This is a genomic window from Acinetobacter sp. FY683 (assembly GCF_059515885.1).
Genome location: NZ_JCAKNA010000019.1, coordinates 23,778 through 36,472, shown reverse-complemented (window position 1 = coordinate 36,472; position 12,695 = coordinate 23,778). Strand labels below are relative to the sequence as shown.

The window sequence follows — 12,695 nt, the reverse complement described above, 5'->3', positions numbered from 1 at the left end:
TCCCTAAATTATAGAAAAGCAGAAACATCCATCGCATTTAAACGATCTAAATCTTCTTGAGTATCTACACCCGGTGGTAAATTTGCTTCTGCAACTGCAATGGCAATTTTATGACCGTTTTCCAAAACACGTAACTGCTCAAGACTTTCTAGTTTTTCTAAAGCACCCATATCCCAAGTCACATATTCTTTTAAAAGCTGTACGCGATAAGCATACAAACCCAAATGACGAAATGCTTGATCATGTAGTTTTTGTTCAGCCGTTTTAGCACCATCACGATCATAAGGAATGGTCGCTCGGCTAAAGTATAAAGCTTGGTTATGCTTAGACATCACCACTTTAACAATACTATCACGCTTAAATTCTTCTAAATTAGAAATAGGCTCACACAATGTAGACATCGAGCTTGTCGGTTGATCTACCAATAACTGTGCGACTTGCTTCACCAATTTAGCAGGTAAAAGTGGTTCATCACCTTGCACATTTACAATAATATCCTCACTCGCCCAACCTTTAATGCGAGCAACCTCACTTAAACGATCTGTACCTGATGGATGATCTTTTGATGTCAAAACAACATCAACTCCATTAGCACGACAAATTTCTGCAATTCGCTCATCATCTGTCGCCACACATAGATCATCAAATCCTTCTACTTTTTTCGCTTGGTCAACAACACGCAAAATCATTGGCCGACCATGAATTTCAAGCAACGGCTTCCCAGGTAAACGAGAGCTTGCAAAGCGAGCAGGAATAACGATGTGTTTCATATACAAACCTTAATGAATTTGAATGCCTAGGTTTTTAAGCTGATTATTTAACAATACATAACAGTCTTGGCTTAACACAGCCTCGACAGGAACCACCCAAATTTCACGCTTAAAATCTGGATTTTTCTTTAAAAGTGGTAATAGTTTAACCGCATCTTTTTCTGTCGTAATAATTGGATTTGCATCTTCAAATTGTAAATCTTGAATTTCATAGTCGTGATGATCTGGAAACTCATGACACTGGAATTGATGTACACCAAGTGATTGAAGTGTTTTATAAAATCTTTGCGGATAGCCAATACCAACCACAGCATAATAATCAAGGCTTTCATCAAAAAATGCATCTTTATTTGTATTTAACAAATATGGCGTCGAGACTTCCAAGTGCATATTTAAATCAGACCGAGGGTGAGCTGCATGTTCAATCACTGTTGCAGTATCTAAGCGACTCTTAGGTTCACGTAGATAACCCTCAGGTAATATTTTTTCATTACCTAAACCACGATTATTATCAAGAACAATCCACTCTAATTGACGATTTAAAGCGTAGTGCTGTAAACCATCATCACTAATAATTAAATCTAACTTGTGCTTAGAAAGTAATAATTCAATATTTTTTTGTCGGTTTGCACCAACCACCATCGGAACACCGGTAGACTGGACAATCAAACAGGGTTCATCACCGACTTCATCAGGTTCAGAATCCATATCAACATATGCAGGGAAAGGACCTTTTCCACCATACCCCCGACTAATTACACCAACACACACACCTATCGACTCTAAATAGTCAACCAAGTGAATAAGCAATGGTGTTTTTCCACTCCCACCCACCGTAATATTACCAATGACCATCACGGGTACAGGCGCTGTATAAGATGGCTTAATACCTGCCAAATATAGCTTATGATTCAACTTAGATATTGAACGATATAAAATAGAAAGTGGTCGGAGCACAATTAACCACTTTGCTTGCCTATTCCAAGCATTCTGAATAAATTGCGCAACCGACATTTAAATTTTATTCCTCAAAATTACGTTGATGTAATTGGAAGTATGCACCTTTTTTATTCAACAACTCTTGATGAGTACCACTTTCGAGAATACGCCCTTGATCCATAACAACAATACAATCTGCATTTTCAATTGTAGATAAACGATGTGCAATCACAATGGTTGTACGATCTTTCATTGCAGCATCAAATGCACGCTGAATATAATATTCAGACTCATTATCAAGTGCGCTGGTCGCTTCATCTAAGATTAAAATAGGTGAGTTTTTCAAAATGGCACGTGCAATTGCAATACGTTGACGTTGACCACCAGATAAATTTAAACCTTGTGCACCCAACTCTGTATTATAACCATTCGGCAAATCCATAATAAAATCATGTGCATAAGCCGCCTTAGCTGCTGCAATAACATCCTCATCACTTGCACCTTCCAACTGTCCGTAAGCGATATTTTCACGCACTGTCCGGTTAAAAAGAACAACCTGTTGATTTACCATTGAAATTTGTGTTCTTAGACAATTTAGCTCGATATCATGGATATCAATACCATCTAACTTTAAACTGCCTGAAGATACCTCTTGATAGCGAACAAGTAAATTAACAAGCGATGACTTACCCGCACCAGATCGACCTACTAGAGCAACAGTATCCCCCACTTTAATATCAAGTGAAAAATCTTTGATTGCCTCGTATCCATCTGAATATTGCATATTTACATGATCAAATTGCACATTGCCTTTTAGTTCTGGTTTTAAAGTTCCTTGATTATCTTCTTCTTCCATATCAATTAACTCAAATACAGAATGTGCCGCAGCTAAACCACGTTGTAATTTTTCATTCACTTCTGTTAAAGCCTTAACAGGCTTACTTAACATACCAGCAGCGGTAATATATGCCACAAACTCACCTGCTGAAATATCTTGTAAAATTTCTGGTCTTAGCGCAATCCAAATAATAATCCCCATTGCAAATGCCATGCAAAGTTGCACAATTGGACTATTCAGCTGTGCAATTGCCGTCATTTTTAAACCACGACGTAAATTCTCCATAGAGTGCCATTTAAAGCGCTCATGCTCGTAAGTCTGACCACCAAACCCTTTAACAACAACATTACCATTCACCGTTTCTTGAACTACATGGTTAACATCACCCATAGTGTCTTGAACAAGAACAGATAACTTACGCATGCGTTTTCCGGCTTTACGAATAAGTAAGCCAATAAGTGGAGCAAAGATTAAAATACAGAGAGTTAAACGCCAGTTGGTATAAATTAAGAAACCGAGTAAACCAATTGTAATTAAACCTTGTTGAACGACCGTTCTTAAAGACTCAGTTGTAGCAGCAGTCAATTGTTCAACATTGAACATAATTTTTGCTGTGATATGTCCACTACTATTATCTAAAAAATACTGCGCCGGAAGACGTAAAATTTTTGCAAAGACTTCTTGTCTCACATTGTAGACCAAGTGCCGAGAAATCATTGCCGTATAGTAGCCACCAATGTATTGCCCCAAACCACGGAAGAAGACCATAGCTACAACAAGCAATGGGAAAATTGTAGTAAAGCTCGTATCTCGATGCTGAATTGCATTAATAATTTTTTCTAAAAGCTTTGCTACAGCAACTTCAGTAGCCGCACTTAAAGTAAAACCAATAAACACAAGAATAGCTAAACCCCAAAAAGGGATTAAGTATTTAAGTAATCGACGATAGATCTTAAGATCTTTCTTCACTAATAACCTCGGGTTGGTACTTTTGTACTAATATTAATATTAACAAAACCAAGCTGACCTGCAACATCCATTACACGTATCACATCTTGATGTGCTGCCTTGGCATCGGCAGCAATAATAAACATTAAATCTCGACGATCATTCGAAATTTGTTTAACTGCTGTATTTAAGTCTGCTGCCTCATTCGTTGAAAGCGCTTGGCCATTCACAGAATAATGTCCCGAAGCATCAACCACAACTTCAATTTTGTGATCATATTGTTTAGGTGGAACACCTTGTGCATCAGGTAATGTTAAATTCATTCGGCTCATTTGGTTAAATGTTGTCGATAACAATAAAAAAACCAAAATAAATAACAAACAATCAATCATGGGCGTTAAATTAATATGAATATCTTCAACTTGTGAACGCTTAAATTTCATAAGCTCACCTTATTCAGATTGATCATTGTTTTCATGCTTTTTATTTTCAACAAAAAGCCCCGCATGAAACAAGGTTGCTTGCTGTTCTAACTCTGCAATAAATTCTTGTACAAGTCGTTGAAAATAACGATATGCAAACAATGCTGGAATTGCAATCAACATACCTGCAGCAGTTGTAATTAATGCTTTAGAAATCCCTGGAATCATTAATGATGGATTACTTGCCGACCCAACATCAATCATTAAAAAAGATTCAATAATACCTAAAACCGTACCCAACAAACCCAGCAATGGCGCAACAGCACTTAATGTTCCTAAAAAGTTAATATTCTTTTCTAAATAACCAATTTCCTGAGATGCAGTTGCTTCCATTTGTGCACGTACATATTCAGAGGAATGATTTCTACTCTGATAACCTGACAAAAAAATACGACCTAAAGGACTTTCTTGTAAAGAGGTAGACTGTTTTAATTGCTGCACAACTGTTGTCGTGCTTTGCCCCACTTTTAATAAAATAGCATTGGGTAAAATGATCGATTTTTTTAAGCGAAGAAAGCGTTCAATTGAAATAGCTACGGTAAAAATTGAGCATAACACCAACGGCAGCATCAACCATCCGCCCGCTTTTACTAATTCCCACATTTATTTTTCCCCAATAAATCACAAAACATTCATTACTTAGATAAACAGATATTTAAAATACCATCTAATTCATCTAATGAATGATAGCTAATTACAAGCTTTCCTTTACCCTGCTTATTGTAATCAATTTTCACATCTGCACTAAAACGCTCAGATAACTGTTGAGACAATTGTTGAATATCATATGAAACTTCTTCTTTCTGTTTTTCTACTTTAGGTGCACTCAGCTCACGAACCAATTGTTCGGTCTGACGTACAGATAAACTTTTTTCAATTACAGTTTCTGCAACCTTTAACTGATCTTTAGCTTTTAACGTCAAAATCGCACGTGCATGCCCCATATCAAGCAAGCCTTGTTGCATAAAGTCTTTCACTGCATCTGCAAGTGACAATAAACGCAACAAGTTACTTACCGTAGTACGTGCTTTACCCACAGTTTCCGCAATTTCTTGATGACTTAAACCAAATTCATCATGAAAGCGTTGTAATGCCATCGCTTGATCAATTGGGTTTAAATCTTGGCGTTGAATGTTTTCAATTAACGCCAAAGCAATTGCAACTTGATCCGTTAAATCACGAACAATTGCAGGAACTTCCGTTAAACCTGCAAGTTGGGCTGCACGCCAACGACGTTCACCTGCAATAATTTCGTATGGATGTTTTTCATCCTCTGTAGGACGAATAACGATAGGCTGCATAACACCATGTTTTTCAATAGATGCTGCTAGCTCTTGTAAATCTTGCTCATTAATAAAACGACGTGGTTGGTATTCACCACGCTTAAGCAAATGCACATCAATTTGTTTTAGCTGACCATGATCGATCGATTGAGCTTCAAGTTGCAATTTTTCTTTTTGGATTGACCCAAGTAAGGCATCCAAACCACGACCCTTGGCTAATCCGCGTTTTTTTGTGGTCATGCTTTACTTCCTTTTTTGACTTTGCTTTTCTTTAACATCTCAGCTGCAAGATTTAAATATGCAACCGCACCCTTAGAACTTTTTTCAAAATAGATAATTGGTAAGCCATGAGCTGGAGCTTCCGCCAAACGAATATTACGCGGAATTACCGTATCGTATAGTTTTTTTCCAAAATATTGTGATAATTCTTCAGAGACATCTTTGGTTAATGCGCTACGTGCATCATACATTGTGCGTAAAACGCCAATAATTTCTAGGTTTGGATTTAAGGCTTGCTGAATTCGATCAATGGTTTGTGTTAAATCGGCCAAACCTTCCAAAGCATAATATTCACATTGCATTGGAATCATCACCCCCTGAACTGCTGTAAGTGCATTCACGGTAATAAGGCTTAGACTTGGCGCACAATCGACAATAATATAGTCAAATGAGTTTTCTACTTCTTTTAATGCATTGCGTAAAATAAATTCACGACCTTCTTGTTCTGCAATAACAAGCTCTACGCCAGCCAAATCTCGGTTTGACCCTAAAACTTTATAACCAACTTCAGATTTTGCAATTGCAGTTTCAATAGGCACTTCACCAAGTAACACATCAGTTACTGAATAAAGTAAATCATTTTTTTGAACGCCAGAACCCATTGTGGCATTACCTTGAGAATCCATATCCACAAGGAGTACACGTTTTTTTAATACCGCCAAAGATGCAGCTAAGTTTACCGCAGTCGTGGTTTTACCTACGCCACCTTTTTGGTTCGCAATCGCAATAATCTGCGCCATAAGTTTCCCCAATCCTTTGAATTTTTAAATTTGCTTTAAAATTAGTAAATGACGTTGCTCATCTAAACGTGGCACTTTTAGCTCAATAATGTCACAACTAAATTGATCTTTTAAAGCAATAATTTCTTCTTCTGGAATTAAACCTTTCATTGAAGCAATGATACTTTGCTCATGCATAAATGGTTTTGAAGCCGTTACAAAGTCTGTAAGCGATGCAAATGCACGACTTGTAATGACATCGAACATACCTAACTCGTTAATACTGTCTTCATTTTCTACACGAGTTTGTACTGCAATTACATTTTGTAGTTTTAAATCTGCAATAAATTGTTTTAAGAAACGAATCTTTTTACCATTCGAATCTAAAAGTACGCATTGGCGCTCAGGCTGACATAACGCAATAATCATGCCCGGCATACCACCACCTGTACCAATATCGAGCAAGCGACCCTGTGGTAAATCTTTTAAAATACTTAAACTATCTAAAAGATGTTTAACCAACATTTCTTTCGGATCACGAATTGCCGTTAAATTATATGCTTTGTTCCACAACACCAAAGCATCTTGGTATTTTAGTAATAAATTTAAAGCTTCTTCGCTTAGCTCCAAACCTAAAGCCTGACTACCTTGCTTCAATTCTTGATAAAACGTATGCATAGCAAATAACAACTCGATTAAATTAAGTGGAAGTATACCGATTTATACCAATAGACACAGTATTATGTGCTTAGTGAATATTCAGTTAAGCAAAAACACCCTCTCTGATTTGTAAGTCCAATGCAGTTAAACGCTCAGGCGTTCCAACATCCACCCATGCTGCTTGCATTTTTTGAGCTGAAATTTGCCCATTTAACATAGCTTCTTTCAACAGTGGCGCAAGCGGACGCTTACCCTGCTCTAAACCATCAAACATTTTAGGATCAATAACAGAAACACCACTAAAAGTTAGGTTTTCACCCTCAACGTCCTGATCTAAAGTATAAACACGATTATCTTTTAACGTGAAATCACCTTTTGGATGCTGCGTCGGATTTTCAACTAAAATCAAATGTGCCAAATCATCTTGTAAATTCACTTGAAGTAAATCTGCAAAATCGAATGTTGTCCAAACATCACCATTCACCAAAATAAAAGGCTGATCACCTAATAATGCTAAAGCGTTGATAATGCCGCCTGCGGTTTCCAAACCTTCTTCTTCTCGTGTCCAGCGAATATTCACACCAAACTGAGAGCCATCACCCAATGCACCAATCAGCACATCAGCTAACCAAGCACTATTGATGATAATTTCCGTCACCCCTATGCTTTTTAGCTTTTCTATATGCCAAACAATTAGCGGTTTCCCACCAACTTCTAATAAAGGTTTTGGCTTATATAACGTTAATGGACGCATACGATTTCCCAATCCCGCGGCCAAAATCATCGCTTTCATTTATGCAACAACCTCATATTTGCCATATTTTTCTTCAAATTTAGACATTACTTTTTCTTCGATATACTGCATAAATGGTTTTAACTCATCGTATGCTTTACTTTCCTCAATTAAATACCACATAACACGCGGTAAGTCTTTCAAATATCCAGATTTTCCATCACGCTCAAATAATCGAACAAAAATGCCTAAAATTTTAAGATGACGCTGAATTGCCATCATGTCTGCATCTTTTTTGAATTGTTCAAAATCACGATTTTCTTTAGATGCTTCTGGCAACATGTCATAAAAAACTTTAAACCATGAGTAAACACGATCTGCATTCCATTGCACGTATGCATCACGTGTAATTGATATCAAATCATAAGTATCTGCACCAATCACAGCATCTTGAAAGTCGATAACACCAAGGTCTGTTTCGCCCTCAACTTTCATTAAATTACGACTGTGATAATCACGATGAACAATCACTTGTGGTTGAGCCACAGCAGCATTAGCTAAAATTGCAAACGTTCGCTTAATTAGCGCAAGTTCATCTGAAGTTGGTTTAATTTGTAAAGATGGAAGCATCCAATCTGTTAACAACTCCATTTCAGAAATCAGTTTTTCGTAAGAGTATTCAGGAAAACTGGCTGATCCATCTATTTGCTGTAATTGGATTAACTGTTTAAAACTCTGTTCATAATAGGTATCTACAGTGGCATCATTTAGCAATGTAGAAAGTAATACATCACCAAAATCCTCTAGCAATAAGAAGCCTTGAGTAATATCCTTGAAAATAATTTGCGGTACTCGTACTCCATTTTCATGGAAAAACTCATCTATTGTCACAAAAGGTGCACAATCTTCTTTATCAGGTGGTGCATCCATGAGCATAAATGATTTATTATTAAAATGGATTCGTGCATAACGACGGAAGCTTGCATCGCCTGCTAAATAATTAATTTCAAATTGATCTGAACCGAGTACAGATGTAATCCATGATTGTATCAATTGTTCGCGTTGTATATTCATTTGCAATAAATTCTAAGACAGGCAGAGTTTTTTTGAAGTCTTAAGTGTAGCTACTTATAAACTTTTTCTCTATGATGCAACAATAATTAATTGCGATTAAGCACTCTTGGTTAATGAGACAAATGAAGCATCAGTTTAAATTTAATCCTTTAGCGACTGCGATCTTAACCCTTTTATGTGGCAGTACTGTCACGAGTTATGCTTCATCAGTAGATAGCACATCATCTTCGACAAATGAACAATTAAAAACTGCAATAAAAGACGTTTATCCAGGTCAACAATTTTTTGAACAATATTATGTAGATAAGTCTTCACCTGAAGCTCAGCAAAGGTTAGGTGGCAAACCAAGTTCTGCTTTTTGTAAAGGTACTTGGATTACACCCATCACACCTGAAACAAAAACAGGTGATACAAGCACCGATAATTCAACGATTACTGCTGACTATGGACACTACAACCCTAATGGCGATTCTATATTAGAAGGCAACGTTGTTATTGAACAACAAGGTCGTTTAATTAATGCCAATGAAGTGACTATTGATAAAACACAAACTTTTGCACATGCAAAAGGTAATGTTCAAATGGCGCAAGGTGGTTTGCTATCTAAAAGTGATGAAATTAACTACAACTTAAAAAGCCAACAAGGTGATTTAAGTAATAGCTTATATATTTCAGAAACACAGCATGCGCATGGTAGTGCAGAAAAAATTGAAAGAACATCTAACAATATTACCGTACTTAACAACGCAAGTTACACAACCTGCCCACCAGGTGAATCACCAACTTGGAATATTAAAGCCAAAGAAATTACACTCAATCAGGCAACTGGTCGTGGTGAAACAAGAGGTACAAAGCTGTACGTAAAAAATGTACCCGTAATGGCTGTGCCTTATTTCAATTTCCCAATTGATGACCGCCGCACGACAGGTATTTTAACCCCTAGTTTTGGCTTTGCAAATAATAGCGGTTTAGAGCTTGCTGTTCCTATTTACTTAAACCTCGCGCCTAATTACGATGCCACGATTACACCTCGTTACCTAAGTGATCGTGGTAGTATGCTCCAAGGACAATTTCGTTACTTAACAGAGAATTTCGGCTCTGGTTTATTAAGTGGTGGATTCCTCGGTTCAGATAAGAAATACGATGACAAAGATCGTAAAGAATTTCACTTTGAACATTTCTGGCAAATTAACAACCAGTTTTCAACCAAAGCTGAATATAACTACGCTTCAGATAAAGACTATTTCTCTGATTTAAATAGCAGTCCAGATTCACGTACAAATTTAAATTTACGCCGTGCTTGGGAACTGAACTATAACAATGGTATTCCAGGCTTAAAAGCAAAACTTAAAGTAGAAGATTTCCAAACACTTGATCGTAGTGTTCTCGATGTCGATCGTCCTTATGCTCGTTTGCCGCAATTTTTACTCAACTACAAAACAGGCAACCCTCAGGGCTTCCAAGTCGAGTTTAATAACGATACAGCTTACTTCAAGAAAGATATTTCAGACGCTTCAGCGTTTGACGCTGTTGAACCAAGCGGTACACGTATTTATAATGATTTTACTGTTCGTTACAACTACAGCAACCAATGGTCTTATATTCGCCCAGCAGCATCTATTCGTAACATCAGCACATTTTTCGATAAAGATACGAAAGAGCGAAATAACACAACAAGCGATAGCCAAAGTATTTCTGTAACTGTTCCTCAATTTACATTAGATACGGGACTTATTTTCCAAAAAGAAGGTAAATACCTACAAACTATTACCCCTCGTGCATTCTATGCTTATGCACCATACAAAAATCAAGATGGAAATCCAAATTTCGACTCCATTTCTGCCTCGCTTGGTTATGATCAACTATTTAGTCCTAACCGCTTCTATGGTCACGACCGTCTAGAAGACAACAACTTCGCATCTTTAGGTGTAAGTTATAGCATATTCGATGAGGTTGGCTTAGAGCGCTTACGTGCAAGTGTCGGGCAAAGCTTCTTTTTTGAAGATCGTCGGGTAATTTTAAGCAATACATACGATCAATTTGATACTCAAAAACGTACAGGGCCCGTTGTTAGCCTTTCTAGCCAAATCACACAAAACTTTAATGTAAGTGCAAATGGAACTTGGCTAGCCAATGGTGATAGTGCTCAACAAAGCATCTACTCATACTACAGCAACGACAATGGTCAACTTTATAGTTTAGGTTATATCAATCGCAAACAGTTGGGTGACCAACAATATGCATACGATCAAGTAGTCGCATCCTTCGCGCAACCTATTCACAATAATTGGCGTATTTTAGGTCATGCGCAATACGATATTGATAATCGTGTTACGCGCGATCTACTATTAGGGATTAACTACGAATCTTGCTGTTGGGGTATCTCTGTTTACGGTCGCTCATACTACAACGATCTAGACAATGTAAATTTACCTGATGTGAAACCAAATCGCGCTGTAATGGCCGAGCTAACCTTCAAAGGTCTAGGTAGTTTCAATAATAAACTTGCATCTTTACTAGAAAGCCGTATTTTAGGATTTAATAAAGTAAATCAATCTTGGACACAACGTTAATGAAGACGACAAAGATAAAATCATTATTTAAAGCAAGTGCACTTGCGATCAGTATTTCATTTGCAGCACCTGTATTTGCTCAAAACTCAAATGAGGTTGTTGCTGTCGTCGACAACAATATTATTTTAAGAAGTGATTTAGCTCAAAGTGTCGCTGAAATTCAACGTCGCTTTCAAGCACAAAAACAAGAACTACCTCCTCAACAAGTTCTAGAACAACAAGCTTTAGAACAACTGATTATTCGTCAAGCTCAACTTGAACAAGTTGCACGCTATAACGTCAAACCAGATGAAAAAGCTTTAAATGATGCTGTTCTTAGTGTTGCAGGTCAGTCTGGTATTAAAAGCTTAGCAGCATTCCAACAAAAGTTAGATGCTCAACATCCAGGTACATATGCTGCAATTCGTAGTCGTATTGCAGAAGAGTTGGCAATCAGCACTTTACGCCAACAAGTTGTTATGTCACGCATTAAAATTAGCGACAAAGATGTGGCAAACTTTTTAAAAACACCTCAAGGACAAGCTGCTCTTGGAAACCAAGTCCATGTACTTCACATGCGTATTTCAGGTTCTGGCGATCTTCAGAGTGTTGCCCAACAAGTTCGCCAAGAACTAAGCAATAACAATGATGTAAATGCTATTGCTAAACAGTTTTCAAAAAATGATACAAAAGTTGATGGCGCAGATATGGGCTTTAGGAGCTTATCGAACATCCCTGCCGAACTAGCAGCCCGTGTTAGCCCTCTTAATGTTGGACAAACAACAGATCTAATCACAGTTCAAGATGGTGTTCATATCTTAAAACTGGTTGATCGAAAATCCAGCGAACAAAAAGCAATCGTTCCTCAATACCAAACACGACACATCCTTATTCAACCATCAGAAGTGGTTAGCCCTGAAAATGCTAAACAAAGTATTGATAGCATTTATAAGCGTTTAAAAGCAGGGGAAGATTTTGCTGTACTCGCTTCAACCTTCTCAAATGATACAGGTTCTGCACGTGATGGTGGTAGCCTTGGCTGGGTAACACCTGGCGTAATGGTTCCAGAATTTGAAGCGAAAATGAAAAACACTCCAAAGGGTCAAATTAGCGAACCATTCCAAACTCAATTTGGTTGGCATATCCTAGAGGTCACTGATACACGTCAACAAGACATGACTCAACAATATCAAGAACGCATGGCACGCCAAATTCTTGGAGAACGCCAGTACGATACAGAATTAGATAGCTGGTTAAGAGAGGTACGTAACAATGCCTTTGTTGATATTAAAGATCCAAGTCTAGACCGTAAGAACAATGGAAAATAAACTAAATTCTCCTAAACATAGCTTCATTATCGTAGCTATGTTTTGATTTAAGTTTGCTCTAGACATAAAAAAGCCTCTCAATCGAGAGGC

12 protein-coding genes are annotated in these 12,695 nt (G+C 37.4%); 2 read left to right on the top strand and 10 right to left on the bottom strand.

Translation table 11 applies throughout. The annotated features are described in order from the left end of the window. Positions 1 to 8: 8 nt before the first annotated feature. The 10 genes from kdsB to AC5YDH_RS10555 form a co-directional block, all read right to left on the bottom strand. Entirely contained in the window at positions 9 to 770 is a 762-nt protein-coding gene (gene kdsB, locus AC5YDH_RS10600; RefSeq protein WP_496119312.1) for a 3-deoxy-manno-octulosonate cytidylyltransferase, read from the bottom strand. Positions 771 to 779: 9 nt separating this feature from the next. Further along, positions 780 to 1,784, bottom strand: coding sequence for a tetraacyldisaccharide 4'-kinase (lpxK, locus tag AC5YDH_RS10595; protein WP_496119310.1), 1,005 nt, complete (start codon positions 1,782 to 1,784; stop codon positions 780 to 782). 7 nt (positions 1,785 to 1,791) lie between these two features. After that, positions 1,792 to 3,516: a lipid A export permease/ATP-binding protein MsbA gene (msbA, locus tag AC5YDH_RS10590; protein WP_496119309.1), complete on the bottom strand. Its 1,725-nt coding sequence runs from the start codon at positions 3,514 to 3,516 to the stop codon at positions 1,792 to 1,794. Then, positions 3,516 to 3,938, bottom strand: a complete 423-nt coding sequence (locus tag AC5YDH_RS10585) for an ExbD/TolR family protein (protein ID WP_496119307.1) — start codon at positions 3,936 to 3,938, stop codon at positions 3,516 to 3,518. Before AC5YDH_RS10585 ends, msbA begins: the two co-directional genes overlap by 1 nt. A 9-nt stretch (positions 3,939 to 3,947) precedes the next feature. Beyond that, positions 3,948 to 4,580: a MotA/TolQ/ExbB proton channel family protein gene (locus tag AC5YDH_RS10580; protein WP_496119305.1), complete on the bottom strand. Its 633-nt coding sequence runs from the start codon at positions 4,578 to 4,580 to the stop codon at positions 3,948 to 3,950. 32 nt (positions 4,581 to 4,612) lie between these two features. After that, positions 4,613 to 5,500 carry a ParB/RepB/Spo0J family partition protein gene (locus AC5YDH_RS10575; protein ID WP_496119303.1) on the bottom strand — a complete coding sequence of 296 codons (888 nt, stop codon included), beginning with the start codon at positions 5,498 to 5,500 and terminating at the stop codon, positions 4,613 to 4,615. Beyond that, positions 5,497 to 6,279, bottom strand: coding sequence for a ParA family protein (locus tag AC5YDH_RS10570; RefSeq protein WP_496119301.1), 783 nt, complete (start codon positions 6,277 to 6,279; stop codon positions 5,497 to 5,499). Before AC5YDH_RS10570 ends, AC5YDH_RS10575 begins: the two co-directional genes overlap by 4 nt. A gap of 24 nt (positions 6,280 to 6,303) precedes the next feature. Further along, positions 6,304 to 6,936 (bottom strand): 16S rRNA (guanine(527)-N(7))-methyltransferase RsmG, encoded by a 633-nt coding sequence (rsmG, locus tag AC5YDH_RS10565; RefSeq protein WP_496119299.1) that lies wholly within the window; start codon positions 6,934 to 6,936, stop codon positions 6,304 to 6,306. 85 nt (positions 6,937 to 7,021) lie between these two features. Further along, complete coding sequence (gene murU / locus AC5YDH_RS10560) at positions 7,022 to 7,711, bottom strand: N-acetylmuramate alpha-1-phosphate uridylyltransferase MurU (RefSeq protein ID WP_496119297.1); 690 nt, start codon at positions 7,709 to 7,711, stop codon at positions 7,022 to 7,024. Continuing rightward, positions 7,712 to 8,725, bottom strand: coding sequence for an aminoglycoside phosphotransferase family protein (locus tag AC5YDH_RS10555; protein WP_496119295.1), 1,014 nt, complete (start codon positions 8,723 to 8,725; stop codon positions 7,712 to 7,714). A gap of 122 nt (positions 8,726 to 8,847) precedes the next feature. Here AC5YDH_RS10555 and AC5YDH_RS10550 point away from each other — a divergent pair, with 122 nt between their 5' ends. Beyond that, a complete protein-coding gene (locus AC5YDH_RS10550; RefSeq protein WP_496119293.1) occupies positions 8,848 to 11,298 on the top strand; it encodes an LPS-assembly protein LptD in 2,451 nt (816 codons plus the stop codon). Then, positions 11,298 to 12,605 (top strand): peptidylprolyl isomerase, encoded by a 1,308-nt coding sequence (locus AC5YDH_RS10545; RefSeq protein ID WP_496119291.1) that lies wholly within the window; start codon positions 11,298 to 11,300, stop codon positions 12,603 to 12,605. Before AC5YDH_RS10550 ends, AC5YDH_RS10545 begins: the two co-directional genes overlap by 1 nt. Positions 12,606 to 12,695: the final 90 nt, after the last annotated feature.

Bases quoted from the DNA above. Each gene is read 5' to 3' on its own strand.
- AC5YDH_RS10555 (WP_496119295.1), bottom strand. From the start codon at position 8,725: ATGAATATACAACGCGAACAATTGATACAATCATGGATTACATCTGTA.
- rsmG (WP_496119299.1), bottom strand. From the start codon at position 6,936: ATGCATACGTTTTATCAAGAATTGAAGCAAGGTAGTCAGGCTTTAGGT.
- lpxK (WP_496119310.1), bottom strand. From the start codon at position 1,784: ATGTCGGTTGCGCAATTTATTCAGAATGCTTGGAATAGGCAAGCAAAG.
- AC5YDH_RS10585 (WP_496119307.1), bottom strand. From the start codon at position 3,938: ATGAAATTTAAGCGTTCACAAGTTGAAGATATTCATATTAATTTAACG.
- AC5YDH_RS10550 (WP_496119293.1), top strand. From the start codon at position 8,848: ATGAAGCATCAGTTTAAATTTAATCCTTTAGCGACTGCGATCTTAACC.
- AC5YDH_RS10580 (WP_496119305.1), bottom strand. From the start codon at position 4,580: ATGTGGGAATTAGTAAAAGCGGGCGGATGGTTGATGCTGCCGTTGGTG.
- AC5YDH_RS10575 (WP_496119303.1), bottom strand. From the start codon at position 5,500: ATGACCACAAAAAAACGCGGATTAGCCAAGGGTCGTGGTTTGGATGCC.
- AC5YDH_RS10545 (WP_496119291.1), top strand. From the start codon at position 11,298: ATGAAGACGACAAAGATAAAATCATTATTTAAAGCAAGTGCACTTGCG.
- murU (WP_496119297.1), bottom strand. From the start codon at position 7,711: ATGAAAGCGATGATTTTGGCCGCGGGATTGGGAAATCGTATGCGTCCA.
- kdsB (WP_496119312.1), bottom strand. From the start codon at position 770: ATGAAACACATCGTTATTCCTGCTCGCTTTGCAAGCTCTCGTTTACCT.
- AC5YDH_RS10570 (WP_496119301.1), bottom strand. From the start codon at position 6,279: ATGGCGCAGATTATTGCGATTGCGAACCAAAAAGGTGGCGTAGGTAAA.